This window comes from Streptomyces sp. NPDC026417, from assembly GCF_055567695.1.
Genome location: NZ_JBVHPY010000005.1, coordinates 250453 through 269929 on the forward strand (window position 1 = coordinate 250453; position 19477 = coordinate 269929).

A 19477-nucleotide genomic window follows, 5' to 3' on the forward strand; every position below is an offset into this window, starting at 1 on the left:
CCCACCCTCCCCCCCCCCTCCTTCGCTGGCCCCCCACACCCCCTCCCCCCCCCCCCCCCCCCCCCCCACCGCCCCCCCCCCCCCCCCCCCCCCCCCCCCGCTGTGCGAAGCCCGGGTCAGTCGCGGCCGGTGCCGCCCAGGTGGTGCACCCGGACCATGTTGGTGGTGCCGGGGACGCCGGGGGGCGAACCCGCGGTCATCACGACGACGTCGCCCTGGTCGAAGCGGTTGAGCTTCTGCAGCTCGGAGTCGACGAGCTCGACCATCTCGTCGGTGCTGTTCACGAAGGGCACGATGTAGGACTCGACGCCCCAGCTCAGCGCGAGCTGGTTGCGGGTGCCCTCGTCCGTGGTGAACGCCAGGATCGGCTGCGCGGCGCGATAGCGGGACAGCCGGCGGGCCGTGTCACCGGACTCGGTGAAGGCCACCAGGCCCTTGCCGCCGAGGAAGTCGGCGATCTCGGCGGCGGCGCGCGCCACCGAACCGCCCTGCGTCCGCGGCTTCTTGCCGGGGACGAGGGGCTGCAGGCCCTTGGAGAGCAGTTCCTGCTCGGCCGCGGTGACGATCTTCGACATCGTCTTCACGGTCTCGATGGGGTACGCGCCCACACTCGACTCCGCCGACAGCATGACCGCGTCCGCGCCGTCCAGGATCGCGTTGGCGACGTCGGAGGCCTCGGCGCGCGTCGGACGGGAGTTGGTGATCATCGACTCCATCATCTGGGTCGCGACGATCACCGGCTTGGCGTTGCGCCGGCACATCTCCACCAGGCGCTTCTGCACCATCGGGACCTTTTCCAGCGGGTACTCGACGGCCAGGTCGCCACGGGCCACCATGACACCGTCGAAGGCCGCCACGACGGCCTCCATGTTCTCCACCGCCTGGGGCTTCTCCACCTTGGCGATGACGGGGACCCGGCGGCCCTCCTCGTCCATGATCTTGTGGACGTCGTTCACGTCGTGGGCGTCGCGCACGAAGGAGAGCGCGACCAGGTCGCAGCCCATCTTCAGGGCGAAGCGCAGGTCGTCGATGTCCTTCTCGGACAGCGCGGGCACGTTCACGGCCGCGCCGGGCAGGTTGATGCCCTTGTGGTCGGAGATGACACCGCCCTCGATGACCACCGTCTTGACCCGGGCGCCGTCGACCTCGACCACCCGCAGCTCGACGTTGCCGTCGTTGATCAGGACCTGGTCGCCCTTGGAGACGTCGCCGGGCAGACCCTTGTAGGTCGTGCCGCAGATCGTCTTGTCGCCCGGGACGTCCTCGGTGGTGATGGTGAACTCGTCACCGCGCACCAGCTCGACGGGCCCCTCGGCGAAGGTCTCCAGACGGATCTTCGGGCCCTGGAGGTCGGCGAGGACGCCGATGGCCCGGCCGGTCTCGGCGGCGGCGGCCCGGACACGCTCGTAGCGGCCCTGGTGCTCGGCGTGCGAGCCGTGGCTGAAGTTGAAGCGAGCAACGTTCATGCCGGCCTGGATCAGCGCGACGAGCTGCTCATGGGAGTCGACCGCGGGGCCGAGAGTACAGACGATTTTCGAACGGCGCATAGGGCGATCCTATCGGTTTGTTTCGCTGCGGAATATTCCGTCTGGCGGAAGATACAAAGGGGCGGGATGCCGCTCAGGTGAGGCCGTCGGACCGGTCGGAGGACCCGTCCACGAGTGCGTACGTCTGCGTGGCGATCTCCAGTTCCTCGTCGGTCGGCACCACGGCCACCGCGACCCGTGCGTGCTCCGGGGAGATGATCCGCGGTTCGTCGGACCGTACGGCGTTCAGCGCGCCGTCGACCTCCAGGCCGAACCCCTCCAGGCCCGCGACCGCGGCCTCGCGCACCGGAGCCGCGTTCTCGCCGACGCCGGCGGTGAACGCCACCGCGTCCACCCGGCCGAGCACGGCGTAGTAGGCGCCGATGTACTTCTTCAGGCGGTGGATGTAGATGTCGAAGGCGAGCCGCGCCCGCTCGTCGCCCTCGTCGACCCGCCGCCGGATCTCCCGCATGTCGTTGTCCCCGCACAGACCGACCAGACCGCTCTTCTTGTTGAGAAGACTGTCGATCTCGTCCGCGGACATCCCGCCGACACGCATCAGATGGAAGATGACGGCCGGATCCATGTCACCGGACCGCGTACCCATGACGAGCCCCTCCAAGGGCGTCAGCCCCATGGAGGTGTCCACGCACCGGCCCTCCCGCACCGCGGAGGCCGACGCCCCGTTGCCCAGGTGGAGCACGATGACGTTCACCTCGGACGGATCCTTGCCGAGGAGCTTCGCGGTCGCACGCGACACGAAGGCGTGCGAGGTGCCGTGGAAGCCGTACCGGCGGATGCGGTGCTCGTCGGCGGTCTTCACGTCGATCGCGTAGCGCGCCGCCGCCTCCGGCATCGTCGCGTGGAAGGCGGTGTCGAACACGGCGACCTGAGGCAGGTCCGGGCGCAGCGCCCGAGCCGTCAGGATGCCGGTCAGGTTGGCCGGGTTGTGCAGCGGGGCGACCGGGATCAGCCGCTGGATCTCCGCGAGCACGGCGTCGTCGACGAGGGTGGGCCGGGTGAACAGCTTCCCGCCGTGCACCACCCGGTGGCCGATCGCCGCCAGTTCGGGGGAGTCCAGGCCGAGGCCGTCCCTGGCCAGCTCCTCCGCCACGGCCTTCAGCGCGGCCTCGTGGTCGGCGAAGGGCCCGTTCGTCTCCCGGGGCCCGCCTCCGTCCGCGGTGAGCGGGGTGTGCTTCAGCCGGCTCGTCCGCTCGCCGATGCGCTCGACCAGCCCCATGGCCAGACGGCTGCGGTCCGCCATGTCGAGGAGCTGGTACTTGACCGACGAGGAGCCGGAGTTGAGCACGAGGACGCGCGAGGAGGAGCGGGCCGGGCGCGGCTCGTCGGGCGCGGCGGTGGCGGGCGCGGCGGTGGCGGGCGACGGGTGGGAGCTCACTGGGCGGTGGCCTTCTCGCTCGGGGTCTGGGACTGGATCGCCGTGATGGCGACGGTGTTCACGATGTCCTGGACGAGAGCGCCGCGGGACAGGTCGTTGACCGGCTTGCGCAGCCCCTGCAGGACCGGGCCGACCGCGATCGCGCCGGCCGAACGCTGCACGGCCTTGTAGGTGTTGTTGCCGGTGTTGAGGTCCGGGAAGATCAGCACGGACGCCTGCCCGGCGACGTCCGACTCCGGGAGCTTGGTGGCCGCGACGGACGGCTCGACGGCGGCGTCGTACTGGATCGGGCCCTCCACGCTCAGGTCCGGGCGGCGCGTCCGGACCAGCTCGGTGGCCTCGCGCACCTTGTCGACGTCCGCGCCCGAGCCGGACGTGCCGGTCGAGTACGACAGCATCGCGATCCGCGGCTCGACGCCGAACTGCCGGGCGGTCGCGGCGGACTGGACGGCGATGTCGGCGAGCTGCTGCGCGTTCGGGTCCGGGTTCACCGCGCAGTCGCCGTAGACCAGGACCTTGTCGGCGAGGCACATGAAGAAGACGGAGGAGACGATCTTCGCGTCCGGCTTGGTCTTGATGATCTCGAAGGCCGGGCGGATGGTGGCCGCCGTGGAGTGCACGGACCCCGACACCATGCCGTCGGCCAGCCCCTCCTCGACCATCAGCGTGCCGAAGTAGTTCACGTCCGCCACGACGTCGTGCGCCAGCTCCACGGACACGCCCTTGTGGGCGCGCAGTTCGGCGTACTTCTCGGCGAAGCGGTCCCGCAGTTCGGAGGTCTGCGGGTCGATGACCTGCACGCCGCCGAGGTCGATGCCGAGGTCGGCGGCCTTCTTGCGGATCTGGTCGACCGGGCCGAGCAGCGTCAGATCGCACACGCCGCGGCGCAGCAGCACCTCGGCGGCGTGCAGGACGCGCGCCTCGGTGCCTTCGGGCAGCACGACGCGACGCCGGTCGGAGCGGGCCTGCTCCAGGAGCTTGTGCTCGAACATCATGGGCGTGAGACGGTCACTGCTCGGTGCCGAGACCCGCTTCAGCAGCTCACTGGTGTCGACGTGACGCTCGAAGAGCCCGAGCGCCGTCTCCGCCTTGCGCGGGGTCGCGGCGTTCAGCTTGCCCTCCAGGCCGAAGAGTTCGGTGGCGGTCGGGAAGCTGTTGCCGGGTACGGAGACCACCGGGGTGCCGGGGGCGAGGCGCGCCGCCAGCGTGAGGATCTCGTCGCTCGGCCGCTCGTTCAGAGTGAGCAGCACACCCGCGATCGGGGGCGTGCCGGCGCTGTGCGCGGCGAGCGAGCCGACCACCAGATCGGCCCGGTCGCCCGGTGTCACCACGAGGCACCCGGGCGTCAGCGCGTTCAGGAAGTTGGGCAGCATCGCGCCGCCGAACACGAAGTCGAGGGCATCGCGGGCCAGCCCCGAGTCGTCGCCGAGGAGCACCTTGCCGCCGAGGGTGTGGGTGATCTGCGCGACGGTGGGGGCGGACAGCGCGGGCTCGTCCGGAAGCACGTAACAGGGCACGGGCAGGCGGTCGGCGAGGCGTTCGTGGATCTCCGCGCGGTCGGCGGGCGCGACCCGGTTCGTCACCATCGCGAGGACGTCGCAGCCGAGCCCGTCGTACGCCCGGTAGGCGTTGCGCGTCTCGGCGAGCACCGACTCGGCCGTCTGCCCCCGGCCGCCCACGACCGGGATCACGGAGGCGCCGAACTCGTTGGCCAGCCGGGCGTTCATCGCCAGCTCGTCGGGGAGCTGGGTGTCCGCGAAGTCGGTGCCGAGGACGAGGACGACGTCGTAGTCGCGCGCGACCGCGTGGAAGCGGTCCACCAGGGTCGACACCAGCTCGTCGGTGCCCCGCTCGGCCTGGAGCGCGGACGCCTCGTAGTAGTCCATGCCGTAGACCGTGGCCGGGTCCTGGGTGAGCCGGTAGCGGGCGCGCAGCAGCTCGAAGAGCCGGTCCGGTCCGTCGTGGACGAGCGGGCGGAACACCCCCACCCGGTCGACCTGGCGGGTCAGGAGCTCCATGACTCCCAGCTCGACGACCTGGCGGCCGTCGCCGCGGTCGATCCCGGTCACGTACACGCTGCGCGTCACGCGTGCTCTCCGTTTCATCACTGGGCCGGCTTGGTGCTTCTCGTGGCTCGGGAAAAATACCCGCTATGGTGAGCAGAACCCTCTTGACAATACCTCTGGGGCTGGCTAAGGCGCCCGCCAGGCTGAACCTCCTGGTGAGGCGGGACAAGGGTTCCACGGGCTCCGGGGCGGCGGGGCGCGGGCCGGTGCGTGCGCGGCGGACGGGAGCAGCAGCCCCCTGTGGGCCGTGAAACAATCGGAATGGCTCACACGTACCAACAGCGAGCAGGAGACACAGCACGATGCGCATCGGAGTTCTCACCGCAGGCGGCGACTGCCCGGGGCTGAACGCAGTGATCCGGTCGGTCGTGCACCGAGCGGTCACCAATTTCGGCGACGAGGTCATCGGCTTCGAGGACGGCTACGCCGGCCTGCTCGACGGCCGCTACCGCACCCTCGACCTCAACGCCGTCAGCGGCATCCTGGCCCGGGGCGGCACCATCCTCGGCTCCTCCCGGCTCCAGCGCGACCGGCTCCGCGAGGCCTGCGAGAACGCACAGGACATGGCCCGCGAGTTCGGCATCGACGTGCTCATCCCGATCGGCGGCGAGGGCACTCTGACCGCCGCCCGGATGCTGTCGGACGCGGGCCTGCCCGTGGTCGGTGTCCCGAAGACGATCGACAACGACATCTCCTCGACGGACCGCACCTTCGGCTTCGACACGGCGGTCGGTGTCGCCACCGAGGCGATGGACCGCCTCAAGACCACCGCCGAGTCGCACCAGCGCGTCATGGTCGTCGAGGTCATGGGCCGGCACGCGGGCTGGATCGCCCTCGAGTCCGGTATGGCCGCCGGCGCCCACGGCATCTGCCTGCCCGAGCGGGCCTTCGACCCCTCCGACCTCGTCGCGATGGTGGAGGAGCGCTTCGCGCGCGGCAAGAAGTTCGCCGTCATCTGCGTCGCCGAGGGCGCCCACCCCGCCGAGGGCACCATGGACTACGGCCACGGCGCGATCGACCAGTTCGGCCACGAGCGCTTCCAGGGCATCGGCGCGGCCCTCGCGTACGAGCTCGAACGGCGTCTCGGCAAGGAGGCCAAGCCGGTCATCCTGGGGCACATCCAGCGCGGCGGCACCCCGACCGCCTACGACCGGGTGCTCGCCACCCGCTTCGGCTGGCACGCGGTCGAGGCCGCGCACCGGGGCGAGTTCGGCCGGATGACCGCGCTGCGCGGCACCGAGGTCGAGATGGTGCCGCTCGCCGAGGCGGTCACCGAGCTGAAGACGGTCCCCAAGGACCGGATGGACGAGGCGGAGTCGGTCTTCTAGACCTCCGCCGGCGCTCCCGCCTCACGCGGGGGCACCCCTCAGTACGTGCTCCGCTGGACCGTCGACCAGAAGTGGTCGACGATCCGGTCCATGAAGTCGCGGCCGGCGTCGCTGGAGTCGCCGGCCGCCGAGCCGTTCGCCCAGCTCAGGGTGGCCACCATCTGGCCCTGGTAGTCCGTGTGCAGCTCCTGCAACGCGTCCTCCAGGAGTCGCCGGTCCAGCGGCACCATCTTGCCCACCGGGCGCACGTACGCCTGCCAGCGTGTCGTCACCGCACTGCGCAGCAGCTCCCCGAGCTTCCCGTCGCGTCCGGTCACCGTGATGAAGTCGGGCAGCGAGAGATCGAGCAGCTCGGCGAGCGCGGCGGACTGCCGTTCGTTGCCGCGCCATTCGTCGGTCTCCTCCATCCGCTGGTACACGAGGAGTTCCAGGCCGACGGTGCGTGCGACGTCCTCGGGGGCGAGGCCGCGCGCGACGCGGTGCTCCCGCAAGGTCCGCGGCGCGCCGATGAGTTCACCCGGAGAGCACCACAGCACGGCGGCGAGCGCGGTGAGTTCGGGGTTGCTCGGTGCGGTGATGCCCCGCTCCCAGGCGACGACGAGATCGGGCGTGACATAGGGCAGCCCGTACGAGACGCGCATCCCGTACGCGACGTGTTCGGGTCCCATGCCGAGTCCGGCGCGCAGTCGGCGGGCGGCGAGGGCGTTGAAGGGCGGGGTGGGCTGGGGGGCCGGCAGCTGGTGCACGCGCACAAGCTATGGGGGTGTGGCTGCGATGACTACGGTCTGTTCGGCCACAATCACGGATTGTAGGAACATACGGTTTCGGCCGTCGGTTCGACCCGGCCGAAGATCGTCCATCGGTGCGGGACGGGTCTGCGGGCGGCGGGACGCCGGATCGCGGAGGGCGCCGCGGGGAGTCCGCGGAGGACGGAACGGCAAGGTGAGGGGGCATATGCGCGACCGGCTCCGGCTCCTGACCGGCCGGTCTTTGGTGGCGCCCGGCCGGTCCCGGGCGCCCGTCCGGCCGGCCCGCGCGCCCGCCCGGAACGCGCGCGCGGCCCGCCGCACGCGCGCCCCCGGCCCTACCGGGGAGGCGGACCGACCGGCGCAATACCGCCTCACCCCTTCACGGCTCCGCCCAGCGCGAACCCGCCGCCCAGCCGTCGGGCGACCAGGACGTACAGCAGCAGTACGGGCGTCGAATAGACCACCGAGAACGCCGCCAGCTGCCCGTACACCACCATCCCGCGGTTGCCGAAGAACTCGTTGATGCTCACGGACGCCGGCATCTGGTCCGGGGTGAGCAGCAGCATGAAGGGGACGAAGAAGTTCCCCCACATCATCACGAACGAGAAGACCGTCACCACGGCGACGCCCGGCCCCATCAGGGGGAGCACGATACGCAGCAGCGACTGGAACGAGGACGCCCCGTCCGTCCAGGCGGCCTCCTCCAGCTCCTTCGGCACACCGTCCATGAAGTTCTTCATCAGCCAGATGGCGAAGGGGAGTTGGGAGGCGGCGAAGAACAGGACCGTGCCGTGCATCGTGTCGATCAGGTTCACCTGGACGAACAGTGCGTACACCGGGACCATGATCGCCGTGATCGGCAGACTCGTGGCGAACAGGATCGTGAGCAGGAACGGGCGGTTGAGGCGGGAGCGGAACCGCGACAGCGGATAGGCGGCCAGCGCCGCGCAGACCACGGTCAGCAGCGTGCCGCCGCCGCACAGGATCAGGCTGTTGAGCAGCGGAGTGAAGAGGATGTCCGGCGTCAGCACCGCGTCGAAGTTGGCGAGCGTGACGGAGTCCGGCGCCTTCACCCGCAGATCCGCGTGCGCGTCCAGCGAGGACAGCACCACCCAGGCCAGCGGCAGCGCGAAGGCGCCCGCGACCGCGAGCAGGCCCGCGTCCGCCGCCAGTCGCCGGGCCGTCCGGCGGGACCTGAGGCTGCCCCGGACGCCCCCGGTCGTCGGCAGGGCCATCTCACACCTCCGTGCGCAGCAGGCGCATGTACACCAGGGAGAAGAGGGAGCCGACCACCAGGAGCAGCAGGGCCACCGCCGTCCCGTAGCCGATCATGCTCTTCTGGAAGGCCTGTTCGTACATGAAGAGCGGGAGGGTCTGGCTCCGGTCGCCGGGACCGCCCCGCGTCATTACCCAGATCAGCCCGAACACCGACAGCGTCTGCAGGGTGTTGAGCATCAGGTTCGTGCCGATGGAGCGGCGGATCATCGGCAGCGTGATGTGCCACATGCGGCGCCGGCCGCTCGCGCCGTCCACCTCCGCGGCCTCCGTGATCTCCCGGGGGATCTCGTTCAGGGCCGCCGAGTACACGAGCATCGAGAACGCCGTGCCCCGCCACACGTTCGCGAAGGACACCGCCAGGATCGGCAGGGTGAACAGCCAGTTCTGGCCGGGCAGGCCGAGCCCGTCCAGGATCGCGTTGAGCGTGCCCTCGCGGCGGAAGAAGGCGTAGAGCAGGAACCCCGCCACCACCTCGGGCAGCACCCACGCGGTGATGACGACGCCGCCGACCAGGGTCCGCACCGGCTTCGAGGCGCGCTGCATCAGCGAGGCGAGCGCCAGGCCCAGGGTGTTCTGGCCGACGAGGGACGAGAGCACGGTGAAGACGAGCGTGAGCCAGACCGCGTTCAGGAACGCCTCGTCCTGGAAGGCGGTGCGGAAGTTGTCGACGCCGACGAAGGACGAGTGGGCCTGGCCGGTGAGCTGGAGGTCGGTGAAGGCGATGTAGGCGCAGTAGCCGATCGGCCCCGCGAGGAAGAGCAGCAGCAGGACGACGGCGGGGGAGACGGGCAGCACCCGGACCAGCGAGCGGCGCAGGCCGTCCCGGCGCCGGGAGGGGGGCCGCGGGCCGTCCGAACGGGCCGCTGCCGGGGCGTCCTTGGGGCCCGGCTGCCGCTCCGCCCGGGTACCGATGCTCACTTGGTGGTCACTTGGCCGTCGGTGGCGGACTTCAGTTCCTCGTCGTAGTCGCGGGCAGCCTCGTCGACCGAACGGTCGCCCGTCGTCACCCCCTCCATGGCCTCCTGGATCGCGGTGGAGACCTTCGGGTACGCCGGGTAGGCGGGCCGGTAGTGCGTGCTCGCGACGAGGTCCGTGAAGAACTCGAGGCCGGGCTGCGCCTTCACGTAGCCGGGATCGGAGGCGACGTCCTCACGCACCGCGATACCGGAGTTGGCGATGTACCACTTCTGCGCGTTGGCCTTGGTCTGCATCGTGCGGACGAACCTGAAGGCGAGGTCGGGGTTGGCCGACTTGGCCGGGATCGACCAGGTCCAGCCACCCGACATGCTCACCTTGCCGGGGGCCTGACCGTGCTGGGTGGGCATCGGGGCGAGGCCGAGCTTCCGCGACCACTCGGGCCACTCGTGGCCCGCACCCTTGCCCCAGTCCTGCGGCAGCCAGCTGCCGTCCAGGTTGATGCCGAGCTTGCCCTCGGGCAGGAGTTCGCCGCGCACCGCGGTGCTGAAGTTGGGGTCGAGGGCGTCGGAGACGTCCGGCCCGAGCTTCTCCCGGTAGACCGTCTCCACGAAGGCGAGGGCGTCCTTGAACCCCTGGCTCCCGGCGATCCACTTCTTGGACGCCCGGTCGTACAGGGGATCGGTCTTCCCGTCGTTCGTGCCGTACAGCAGCATCTCGAAGCCCTGCATGGTGGCCGCCTCGCCCGCGGGCTTGCCGGTGTAGACGTTGAGCGGGGTGACACCCGGGACCTTCTTCTTGATCGTGCGAGCGGCGTCCAGGACCTCGTCCCACGTCTTCGGCCGCCAGTCGGCGGGCAGCCCCGCCTTCGCGAAGACGCCCTTGTCGAACCAGAGCCCGCGGGTGTCCGTGCCGTCCGGTACGCCGTACGTCTTCCCGTCCTGCGCCTTCGCCGCGGTCCTGGCCGTGTCGACGAACCGGTCCCAGTCGTCCCACTTGTCGAGGTAGGCGTCGAGCGGCTTCAAGTACCCGCTGGTGATGTCGGAGTTGATGAGGAAGGTGTCCTCGTAGACCAGGTCCGGCGCCGTCTTGGGCGACCGCAGCATCTGCTGGAGCTTGGTGTAGTACTCGGAGTCCGGGGCCTTGATCGGGACGAGCTCGACCTTCTTGCCGGGGTTCGCCTTCTCGAACTGCTTCTTGATGTCGGCCAGATAGGTGTCCATCACCTTGACCGAGTTGTCCGTGGACTGCTTGAAGGAGACCTTCACGGTGTCCGGATCGCTGCCCGAACCGCCGCCGCAGGCGGTCAGGGTCCCGGCGGCGGACAGGGTGAGCAGGGCGGCGAGGAGCAGCGGGGCAGTGGTGCGGGGGCGGGCGGCGGTGGGGCGCACGGGCACGACCTCCTACGGGCCTTCGTCGGCCGAGTCTGTCTGCTCCGTGAACGTAAGAGGAGTGGTCTAGTCAGGTCAATGACCTTGCAGGGGTGGATGGTTGGGGGCGTCGGCAGCACCACGCCTCCGGCGCCGGCGCGGCCACGGACACGCCCGACCCGCCGTAACCGCGGTCGGCATGCGGGGAACCGATGGACGTAAACGCATACGCAAGCGTTTACGCGAGCGCTTACGTAAACGCTCACGTAAGCGTTTTCACAGCAGCCCGACCCACTACTTGGCCGCCTCCACCCAGCGGTACACCAGCTCGGGCCGGCCGACCTGCCCGTACAGCGGGCTGCGCCCGGCCCAGCCCGCGTCCACCAGGTGCTCCAGGTACCGGCGCGCCGTGATCCGGGAGATGCCCACGGCCTCCCCGACGCCTGCCGCGGTCAGGCCCTCACCGGAATCCCGCAGCGTCCGCGTCACAAGCTCCAGGGTCGGTGCGCTGAGTCCCTTCGGCAGGGCCGCGGGCCCCGGCGCCCGCAGGGTCGCCAGTGCCCGGTCCACCTCCTCCTGCCCGCTCGCCTCGCCCGCCGCCGCGTGGAACTCGGCGTACCGCACGAGCCGGTCCCGCAGGGTCGCGAAGGTGAAGGGCTTCAGCACGTACTGGACGACCCCGAGGGAGACCCCCTCCCGTACCACGGCCAGGTCGCGCGCCGACGTCACCGCGATCACGTCCGCGTGATAGCCGGCGGCCCGCAGGGAGCGGGCGAGCTGCAGGCCGTGCCCGTCCGGCAGGTGCAGGTCGAGCAGCAGCAGGTCCACCGGCGTGCGGTCCAGTGCGCGTCGCGCCTCCGCGCCCGTGCGGGCCTTGCCGACCGCCGTGAAGCCGGGCACCCGGCCGACGTACATGACGTGCGCGTCGGCGGCGACCGGGTCGTCCTCGACGACGAGTACGCGGATGGGCTCGGTCATGCGTCGCCTCCGGGCAGGGCGGACCGGACGGGCCGGGCGGGCCCGGGCACCCGGTCCCCGAGTGGAACCGGCCCGGTGGGCCCCGCCCCGGCCGGGTCCAGTGCGCCCGGGGCGGAGCCCACCGTAGGCAACGGCATCCGCACCTCGAACTCCGCCCCGCCCCCGGCCGCCTCCGTCACCGTGAGCGTGCCCTCGTGACGGCTCACGGCCTGGCGCACGAGGGCCAGCCCCAGCCCCCGCCCGCCGGGACCCGCCGGTTTCGTCGACCAGCCCCGCTGGAAGACGGCCTCCGCGTGTGCCGGAGCCACTCCGGCCCCGGTGTCGCTCACCCGCAGGACCAGTCCTTCCTCGTCCGTGCGGGCCGTCACCGTCACCCGCGCGCCCACCGATCCCTGTGCCGCGTCCACCGCGTTGTCGATGAGGTTGCCCAGGATCGTCACGAGGTCGCGGGCCGGCAGCGAGGGCGGCAGCAGACCGTCGTCGAGGCCGCTCTCCTCCGACACGACCAGCTCGACGCCCCGCTCGTTCGCCTGGGCCGCCTTGCCCAGCAGCAGCGCGGCCAGCACCGGCTCGCTGACCGCGGCCACCACCCGGTCGGTCAGCGCCTGCGCCAACTCCAACTCCGCGGTCGCGAAGTCGACGGCCTCCTCGGCCCGGCCCAGCTCGATGAGGGACACCACGGTGTGCAGGCGGTTCGCGGCCTCGTGCGCCTGGGAGCGCAGGGCCTGGGTGAAGCCGCGCTCGGAGTCCAACTCACCCATCAGGGACTGCAGTTCCGTGACGTCGCGCAGGGTCACCACGGTGCCCCGGCGCTCGCCGCCGGACACCGGGGAGGTGTTGAGCACCAGCACCCGGTCGTCCGTGAGGTGCACCTCGTCCATCCGGGGCGCGGAGGACAGCAGCGCCCCCGTCAGGGGAGCGGGCAGACCGAGCCCGGCGACCGACCGGCCGACGACCTCGCCCGTGACGCCCAGCAGCTCGCGGCCCCCGTCGTTGATCAGCGCCACCCGGTACTGGCCGTCCAGCATCAGCAGCCCCTCGCGCACGGCGTGCAGGGCGGCCTGGTGGTAGTCGTGCATCCGGCTGAGCTCGGCCGCGTTCATGCCGTGGGTGTGGCGGCGCAGCCGGGCGTTGATCACGTACGTGCCGACGGCGCCGAGGGCCAGCGCCCCGGCCGCCGCGCCGAGCAGGGCCGTGACCTGGTCCTGGACCCGGGCGGTGATGGCCTCGACCTTGATGCCGGCGCTGACCAGGCCGACGATGCGGCCCCCGTCGCTGATCGGCGCGACCGCGCGCACGGACGGGCCGAGGGTGCCCGTGTACGTCTCCGTGAACGACCGGCCCTCCAGGGCGCCGGCCGTGTGCCCGAGGAAGTGCTTGCCTATCAGGTCCTCGTCGGGGTGGGTCCAGCGGATGCCCCGCGGATCCATGATCGTCACGAAGTCCACGTCGGTGTGCCGCTGCACCCGGGTCGCGTACGGCTGAAGGGTTCTCGTCGGGTCCGGGGTGCGGATCGCCGCCCGCACCGAGGGGGCGTCCGCGACCGAGCGGGCGACCGCCATGGCCTGGCGGCCGGCGGCCTCCTCGGCCTGGCTGCGGTCGCTGATGTACGTGAAGAGCGCGTACCCGGCGACCAGGACCGCGATCAGCACGGCCTGCATCGCGAAGAGCTGGCCGGCCAGGCTGCGGGGAGTGGGGACGCGGGGGAGGCGCATGCCAGTCAGTCTGCCTCGCACGGCGGGCGTGAACTAAATGAACGGAAGGGTGACCGCCCTCACAGGCCGGGAGATAGTCACCGCAGCCGGGGAGCCGCCCGTACGGCCGGGACGGGATTCCCGGCACCGCCCGGGAGCCCCGCTCCCGGTTCCGCCCGGACGTGAGCCGCACGCCGGATGATGCCGACGACGTCGTCAAGGAGGGCAGCCGTGACCAGCACACCCGGAACGGCACCTGCCGCACCCGCCGCCAAGCGGGACCGCACGCACTACCTGTACATCGCCGTGATCGTCGCCGTGATCCTCGGCATCACCGTGGGCCTGGTCGCCCCCGACTTCGCGGTCGAGCTGAAGCCCATCGGCACCGGTTTCGTGAACCTGATCAAGATGATGATCTCGCCGATCATCTTCTGCACGATCGTCCTGGGCATCGGCTCCGTGCGCAAGGCCGCCAAGGTCGGCGCCGTCGGCGGTATCGCGCTGGGGTACTTCCTGGTCATGTCGCTGGTCGCGCTCGCCATCGGCCTGGTGGTGGGCAACATCCTGGAGCCGGGCACGGGGCTCGCGGTGACCGAGTCGGTCAAGGAGGCCGGACAAGGCCAGGTGTCGGCCGAGGCGCTGCCGCCGGTCGAGTTCGTCCTGTCGATCATCCCGACCACGATGGTGTCGGCGTTCACGGAGGGCCAGGTCCTGCAGACCCTGCTGGTCGCGCTGCTCGCCGGGTTCGCGCTGCAGGCGATGGGCTCGGCGGGCCAGCCGGTGCTCCGCGGCATCGAGCACATCCAGCGGCTCGTCTTCCGCATCCTCGCCATGGTGATGTGGGCGGCGCCCCTCGGTGCCTTCGGCGCGATCGCCGCGGTCACCGGCTCCGCGGGCCTGGACGCCCTCAAGAGCCTGGCCGTGCTGATGCTGGGCTTCTACGTCACCTGCTTCCTGTTCGTCTTCGTCGTGCTGGGCGCGCTGCTGCGGATCATCGCGGGCCTCAACATCCTCACGTTCTTCAAGTACCTCGGCCGTGAGTTCCTGCTGATCCTGTCCACCTCCTCGTCCGAGTCCGCGCTGCCGCGGCTCATCGCGAAGATGGAGCACCTCGGCGTGAGCAAGCCGGTGGTCGGCATCACCGTCCCGACCGGCTACTCCTTCAACCTCGACGGCACGATGATCTACATGACGATGGCGTCGCTCTACATCGCCGACGCGCTCGGCAAACCGATGTCCGTCGGGGAGCAGATCCCGCTGCTGCTCTTCCTGCTGGTCGCCTCGAAGGGCGCGGCGGGTGTCAGCGGCGCCGGGCTGGCCACGCTGGCCGGCGGCCTGCAGTCGCACAAGCCCGCGCTGGTGGACGGCGTCGGCCTGATCGTCGGCATCGACCGCTTCATGAGCGAGGCGCGCGCCCTGACCAACTTCGCGGGCAACGCGGTCGCCACCGTCCTGATCGGCACCTGGACGAAGGAGATCGACCGCGAGCGGGTCGACCAGGTGCTCGCCGGACAGCTGCCCTTCGACGAGGAGACGCTGTTGGACCACGACGAGGACGCCTCGCCGGCCGGGCTTCCCGAGCAGGGCGGCGAGAAGGAGCTGCTCAAGGCGTAGCGCTTCGCCGGGCCCCTCCCTGATGGGGGCCCGGCGGGACCGGGCCCCGGACGCCGGAGGCCCGAGAGCGCCGAGCGGCCGGGCCGTCACCCCCGTGGGCCCGCCGCTCGGTGCGGGACGGACGCGGTCGCCGGGCGCTTCAGTCGCTCAGCTCCGCCACCAGATCGGTGGCGCGGGAGGCGGGCACGCCCGCCGTGGTCAGCATGGTGACCGCGGCGGAGCGGCCCGCCTCCTGCGCTGCCAGCAGTCCGTCGTTCACCGCCTCCATCAGGGCGAACAGCATCTGCTCGTGCACGTAGGCCAGCGCCCGCGGCGGCAGCGGCGAGGCGAAGACACCCTCCTCCAGGCCGCGGCGGAGCAGCTCCGCGCAGGCCTCCCGGACGGGTGTGAGGCGGTCCCGGATGCCCTGGACCGTGACGCTGCGCTGGGCGAGGGCGACCAGCAGCCGGTAGCGGTCGGCGATCTCCCAGACCGCGAGCGTCGAGCGGACCAGCGACTCCGCCGGGTCCTCGACGCCCTCGCGGCCCGCCGCGTGCGCGGCCTCCACCGCCTCCACCGCGCCCTCGAAGAGCGTGCCGATCAGGGCCTCGCGGTTCGGGAAGTGCCCGTACACCGTGCGGCGGACGACTCCCGCGGCGCGCGCGATCTGGTCCATGGACGCGTCGGGGTCGCGCAGCAGCTCGGCGAGCGCGACATCGAGGATGCGGCGGCGGTTCACGTCGGCGCGGCTGGCGTTACCCGTGGTCATGGCAGACATTCTGCACGCCCCTCCCCGGCGGCCGTCGTTGCGTCCACCAGGCCTCCACCTCCTCGATTTGCACAGCGTTGTGCAGTGACGTACTTTGCACAGTGTCGTGCAATTGCACGGCGCTGTGCAAGTGGTCGTGCGAGACGGCCCCGTCACGGACCCCGCGCGGTACGAGCCGACCGCTCACCCCGTGCGGAACGAACAAGAGGAAGGGCGACCCGAACCCATGCGTCTCGTCATGAACGAACCGGTCGAGAGGATGGACCGGCCCTACGCCCGGCGCTGGTGGGCCCTGCTGGTGCTCTGCCTGAGCCTGCTGATCATCGTGATGGCGAACACCGCGCTCACCGTCGCCGCCCCGGACATGACCCGCGACCTGGGCCTGTCCAGCGCCGACCTGCAGTGGGTCATCGACGGCTACACCGTCCCGTACGCCGCGCTGATGCTGCTGCTGGGGGCGATCGGCGACAAGTACAGCCGCCGCGGTGCCCTCGTCGTGGGGCTCGTCGTCTTCGGCTCCGGCGCCGTCGCGGGCTCGCTGGTGGGCAGTTCCGCCGGGGTCGTCGCGGCCCGCGCCGTGATGGGCGTGGGTGCGGCGCTGATCATGCCGGCCACGCTCTCCCTGCTCGCCGCTACCTTCCCGCGCGCGGAACGCGCCAAGGCGATCACGCTCTGGACCGCCACCGCCGGGCTCGCCATCGCGGCCGGACCGCTGGTCGCGGGCGCCCTGCTCGAACACCACGGCTGGTCCTCGACCTTCCTGATCAACGTGCCCGTCGCGGCCGTGGCGCTGGTCGGCGCCCTCGTGCTGGTGCCGCCGTCCCGGGCCGGGCACCACGACCGCATCGACCACGTCGGCGGCCTGCTCTCCGTGATCTGGATCGGCGCGCTGGTCTACATGATCATCGAGGGGCCGCACTTCGGGTGGGGCGTGAAGGCCGTGACCGCCGCGGTGGTCGCCGGTGCCGGTCTCGTCGCGTTCGTCGTGTGGGAGCTGCGGCACCCGCACCCGGTCGTCGACGTACGCCGCTTCGCCGACCGCGGGTTCGCCGGCGCCAACCTCGCCGTCGCGCTGTTCTTCCTGGCCGTCTTCGGCGCCTTCTACTTCCTCACGCAGCACCTCCAGTTCGTCCTCGGGCACGACGCGCTGGACACCGGCGTACGCATGCTGCCGCTGGCCGGGGCCGTCTTCGTCGGCTCCGCGCTCACCGGGTACCTCACCCCGCGCGTCGGCATGCGGATCACGGTCACCGCGGGCATGGTCGGCGGCACGGCGGCGCTCGCGCTGCTCACGCGGATCGACGCCTCGTCCTCGTACGGCGATCTCGTCCTGCCGCTCGTCGTGCTCGGTCTCGCGATCGGGCTCGCGCTGTCGCCCTGCACCGACGCCATCATGGGGGCGTTCCCCGAGTCCGAACTGGGCGTGGGCGGCGCGGTGAACGACACCTCGCTGGAGCTCGGCGGCTCCCTCGGGATCGCGATCCTCGGTTCGGTGCTGGCGAGTTCGTACTCCTCGCAGCTGTCCGACGCGACCGCGGGCAGCGGGCTCCCGGCGGGCGCCCTGTCCTCGGCGCAGGACTCGGTGGGCGCCGGCTACGCGGTCGCCCAGGGCATCGGCGACAGGGCCCGGCAGGCCGCCGAGCAGGCGGCACACGCGCAGAACGCCGAGCAGGCCGCGCAGTTGAAGTCGCAGTCCGAGCAACTGGCCGAGGGGGCCCGGCACATGGCGGACGCGGTCGGCGCGTCCTTCTCGGACGCGGTGGCCCACACCAGCCTGGTCGGCGCGGTGGTCCTCGGGGTCGGCACGGTCGTGGTGGCCTTCCTGCTCCCGCGCAAGGGGCGCACGGCGGCGGCCGAGACCGGCACTCCGCGGGCCGGGGAGCCCGGCGACGGCGGCACGGAGTCCGCCGGGCAGGAGCCCGCGGGCGTCGGCGGATCGTCCGGATCCGCCGGGCGGGCGAGCTGACCGCATCGGGAATCCGGGCCGGGGCCCGGGGTCCGGGACGCCGGGGGGCTTCCCGGGCCCCGGGCCTCCCGCGTCTCACGCGTAGGGGTCGGTGATCTCCCGCAGCAGCGTCAGCGCCTGCCGCAGCTGTGCCATCCGGCGCTTGCCGAGGTGGGCCGTCCACTCCGCCTCCACCTCGGCCACGACGGCGGCGGCGACCGGGACGGCGGCGAGTCCGCGTTCGGCCACGCACACCAGCCGGGCCCGCCCGTCCGTGGGGTCGGGCACGCGCCGCACGTATCCCGCCCGCTCCAGCTGGTCGACCAGGAAGCCGGCCGTCTGCTTGGTCACCTGGGCCTGCTCGGCCAGGTCGGTCAGCCGGGTGCCGTCCGGTCCGATGCGCTGCATGACGCGGGCCTGGGCGGGCGTGAAGTCGTCGAAGCCCGCTTCGGCGAGCGCGGCGAAGACCCGGCTCTCCAGGGCCCGGTACGGGATGAACAGGAGCAGGCCGGTGTTGAGCTCGCTCTCCGTCACCATGATCGCCACTCCCTCGCGAGCCGTCGCGGCCTCTTGACTTCGGTCAGAGTCTCTGACTAATTTGGTCAGAGAAGCTTACCACTTTGAGTAGGTGGTGATTCCCATGGGCGTGGTCCTCGGCACCGAGGAGCGCTGGCACGCGGTCGACCGGGAGCGGGCCGGGCTCGTCGAGCTGCTCCAAGGGGCGGATCCCGGCGCATGGGACCGGCCCACCCAGTGCGGCGGCTGGCGGGTCCGGGACGTCGCGGCGCATCTGACGCTGGCTCCGCGCATCACGTACGGCACCGCCCTGCGGGAGTTCGTGCGGGCCCGCGGGAACACGGACCGGATGATCCATGAGACCGCCGTCCGGGCGGGGGAGCGGCCCGTCGGCGAGATCCTCGCCGATCTCCGCGCCACCGTCGGCTCCCGGCGGCTCGCCCCCGGCACCACCCGCCGAGAGCCCCTCCTCGACATCCTCGTGCACGGCCAGGACATCGCGCTGGCGCTGGGCCGCGAGCGCGTGATGCCCGTGTCCGCCGCCTGCGACGCCGCGGACCGGGTCTGGACCATGCGCTTCCCGCCCCGCCCCTGGCCCCTGCCGCACGCACGGCTGGTCGCCACGGACGCGGACTGGACCCGCGGCGCGGGCGACGAGGTCAGCGGCCCGATCTCGGCGCTCCTGCTCCTGCTGACGGGACGCGCGGAGGCGGCCCTGCCGCGGCTGACCGGCACCGTGCCGACGGGCCCCTGACACGCCGTCCGGCCTGTGCCGGCCGGGCGCTCACGGCGCTCGCGCGTCGGGCGGACGGGGCCCTGCCGCGGAGGGGACGCTCCTGCCGGGGACCGGAACCCCGACGCCGACGTGCGCGCCAGGCGCCGGGCGGGCCGACCGGTACGCGCACGGCCGCGCCGGGCCGACCGGTCCCCGGCGCGGCCGGGTGCGGGGCCGGGCCGGTCCCGGCGGTGGTGGACGGGGATCCGGGCAATGGTGGACGCGGACCCAGACTGGGGTGCACGTGGCGCCCGGCCGTGGTGGACGCCGGTCCCAGCGGTGTTGGCCGTGGCCTCCGGCGGTGGTGGACGCGGATCCCGGCGGTGGTGGACGTGGCGCCGGGTGGTGGTCTGCCGGTCCCGGTGGGGTGGACGCCGATTCGGCGGTGGTGAAACGCCGGTCCCGGCGGTGGTGGACGTGGCGCCCGGCAGAGTTGGGCGGATCCCGGACGGGTGGACGCGGAATTTCGGCAATGGTGGACGCCGGTCCCGGTGGGGTGGACGCCGATTCGGCGGTGGTGAAACGCCGGTCCCGGCGGTGGTGGACGTGGCGCCCGGCAGAGTTGGGCGGATCCCG

At 71.9% G+C, this 19477-nt stretch carries 15 protein-coding genes; 4 read left to right on the forward strand and 11 right to left on the reverse strand.

Going from position 1 to position 19477, the window contains the following annotated elements; genetic code table 11:
• Positions 1-116: 116 nt before the first annotated feature.
• The 3 genes from pyk to pta all read right to left on the reverse strand — a co-directional run bounded on the left by pyk (position 117) and on the right by pta (position 5012).
• A complete protein-coding gene (gene pyk, locus ACZ4NT_RS10735) occupies positions 117-1547 on the reverse strand; it encodes a pyruvate kinase (RefSeq protein WP_121406045.1) in 1431 nt (476 codons plus the stop codon).
• A gap of 73 nt (positions 1548-1620) precedes the next feature.
• Positions 1621-2925 (reverse strand): acetate kinase, encoded by a 1305-nt coding sequence (locus ACZ4NT_RS10740; RefSeq protein WP_121406046.1) that lies wholly within the window; start codon positions 2923-2925, stop codon positions 1621-1623.
• Positions 2922-5012: a phosphate acetyltransferase gene (pta, locus tag ACZ4NT_RS10745; RefSeq protein WP_121406047.1), complete on the reverse strand. Its 2091-nt coding sequence runs from the start codon at positions 5010-5012 to the stop codon at positions 2922-2924. The genes ACZ4NT_RS10740 and pta overlap by 4 nt, the downstream gene beginning before the upstream one ends.
• 281 nt (positions 5013-5293) lie before the next feature.
• Between pta and ACZ4NT_RS10750 the strand changes: the two genes are divergently transcribed.
• Positions 5294-6319 (forward strand): ATP-dependent 6-phosphofructokinase, encoded by a 1026-nt coding sequence (locus ACZ4NT_RS10750; protein WP_121406048.1) that lies wholly within the window; start codon positions 5294-5296, stop codon positions 6317-6319.
• A gap of 38 nt (positions 6320-6357) precedes the next feature.
• On the opposite strand, the gene ACZ4NT_RS10755 is transcribed toward ACZ4NT_RS10750, so the two are convergent.
• The 6 genes from ACZ4NT_RS10755 to ACZ4NT_RS10780 form a co-directional block, all read right to left on the reverse strand.
• A complete protein-coding gene (locus tag ACZ4NT_RS10755; RefSeq protein WP_467724840.1) occupies positions 6358-6987 on the reverse strand; it encodes an XRE family transcriptional regulator in 630 nt (209 codons plus the stop codon).
• Between the two features lie 452 nt (positions 6988-7439).
• Positions 7440-8303, reverse strand: coding sequence for a carbohydrate ABC transporter permease (locus ACZ4NT_RS10760; RefSeq protein ID WP_467724721.1), 864 nt, complete (start codon positions 8301-8303; stop codon positions 7440-7442).
• 1 nt (position 8304) lies between these two features.
• Positions 8305-9264 carry a carbohydrate ABC transporter permease gene (locus ACZ4NT_RS10765; protein ID WP_467724723.1) on the reverse strand — a complete coding sequence of 320 codons (960 nt, stop codon included), beginning with the start codon at positions 9262-9264 and terminating at the stop codon, positions 8305-8307.
• Positions 9261-10658 (reverse strand): extracellular solute-binding protein, encoded by a 1398-nt coding sequence (locus ACZ4NT_RS10770; protein WP_467724725.1) that lies wholly within the window; start codon positions 10656-10658, stop codon positions 9261-9263. The genes ACZ4NT_RS10765 and ACZ4NT_RS10770 overlap by 4 nt, the downstream gene beginning before the upstream one ends.
• 267 nt (positions 10659-10925) lie before the next feature.
• Positions 10926-11609: a response regulator gene (locus ACZ4NT_RS10775; RefSeq protein WP_121406051.1), complete on the reverse strand. Its 684-nt coding sequence runs from the start codon at positions 11607-11609 to the stop codon at positions 10926-10928.
• Positions 11606-13324: an ATP-binding protein gene (locus ACZ4NT_RS10780; RefSeq protein WP_467724728.1), complete on the reverse strand. Its 1719-nt coding sequence runs from the start codon at positions 13322-13324 to the stop codon at positions 11606-11608. The genes ACZ4NT_RS10775 and ACZ4NT_RS10780 overlap by 4 nt, the downstream gene beginning before the upstream one ends.
• A gap of 180 nt (positions 13325-13504) precedes the next feature.
• Between ACZ4NT_RS10780 and ACZ4NT_RS10785 the strand changes: the two genes are divergently transcribed.
• Positions 13505-14917, forward strand: a complete 1413-nt coding sequence (locus ACZ4NT_RS10785; RefSeq protein WP_183117043.1) for a cation:dicarboxylate symporter family transporter — start codon at positions 13505-13507, stop codon at positions 14915-14917.
• A 139-nt stretch (positions 14918-15056) separates the two neighbouring features.
• On the opposite strand, the gene ACZ4NT_RS10790 is transcribed toward ACZ4NT_RS10785, so the two are convergent.
• Entirely contained in the window at positions 15057-15674 is a 618-nt protein-coding gene (locus ACZ4NT_RS10790) for a TetR/AcrR family transcriptional regulator (protein WP_467724730.1), read from the reverse strand.
• A 217-nt stretch (positions 15675-15891) separates the two neighbouring features.
• On the opposite strand from ACZ4NT_RS10790, the gene ACZ4NT_RS10795 reads away from it, so the two are divergent.
• Entirely contained in the window at positions 15892-17631 is a 1740-nt protein-coding gene (locus ACZ4NT_RS10795) for an MFS transporter (RefSeq protein ID WP_467724732.1), read from the forward strand.
• Between the two features lie 75 nt (positions 17632-17706).
• Here the strand turns inward: ACZ4NT_RS10795 and ACZ4NT_RS10800 are convergent, their stop codons facing one another.
• Positions 17707-18147 (reverse strand): MarR family transcriptional regulator, encoded by a 441-nt coding sequence (locus ACZ4NT_RS10800; protein ID WP_121406056.1) that lies wholly within the window; start codon positions 18145-18147, stop codon positions 17707-17709.
• A 91-nt stretch (positions 18148-18238) separates the two neighbouring features.
• Between ACZ4NT_RS10800 and ACZ4NT_RS10805 the strand changes: the two genes are divergently transcribed.
• Positions 18239-18880 carry a maleylpyruvate isomerase family mycothiol-dependent enzyme gene (locus tag ACZ4NT_RS10805; RefSeq protein WP_467724734.1) on the forward strand — a complete coding sequence of 214 codons (642 nt, stop codon included), beginning with the start codon at positions 18239-18241 and terminating at the stop codon, positions 18878-18880.
• Positions 18881-19477: the final 597 nt, after the last annotated feature.

Bases quoted from the DNA above. Each gene is read 5' to 3' on its own strand.
- pyk (WP_121406045.1), bottom strand. From the start codon at position 1,547: ATGCGCCGTTCGAAAATCGTCTGTACTCTCGGCCCCGCGGTCGACTCC.
- ACZ4NT_RS10750 (WP_121406048.1), top strand. From the start codon at position 5,294: ATGCGCATCGGAGTTCTCACCGCAGGCGGCGACTGCCCGGGGCTGAAC.
- ACZ4NT_RS10755 (WP_467724840.1), bottom strand. From the start codon at position 6,987: ATGGGACCCGAACACGTCGCGTACGGGATGCGCGTCTCGTACGGGCTG.
- ACZ4NT_RS10760 (WP_467724721.1), bottom strand. From the start codon at position 8,303: ATGGCCCTGCCGACGACCGGGGGCGTCCGGGGCAGCCTCAGGTCCCGC.
- ACZ4NT_RS10775 (WP_121406051.1), bottom strand. From the start codon at position 11,609: ATGACCGAGCCCATCCGCGTACTCGTCGTCGAGGACGACCCGGTCGCC.
- ACZ4NT_RS10780 (WP_467724728.1), bottom strand. From the start codon at position 13,324: ATGCGCCTCCCCCGCGTCCCCACTCCCCGCAGCCTGGCCGGCCAGCTC.
- ACZ4NT_RS10785 (WP_183117043.1), top strand. From the start codon at position 13,505: ATGCCGACGACGTCGTCAAGGAGGGCAGCCGTGACCAGCACACCCGGA.
- ACZ4NT_RS10790 (WP_467724730.1), bottom strand. From the start codon at position 15,674: ATGTCTGCCATGACCACGGGTAACGCCAGCCGCGCCGACGTGAACCGC.
- ACZ4NT_RS10795 (WP_467724732.1), top strand. From the start codon at position 15,892: ATGCGTCTCGTCATGAACGAACCGGTCGAGAGGATGGACCGGCCCTAC.
- ACZ4NT_RS10800 (WP_121406056.1), bottom strand. From the start codon at position 18,147: ATGGTGACGGAGAGCGAGCTCAACACCGGCCTGCTCCTGTTCATCCCG.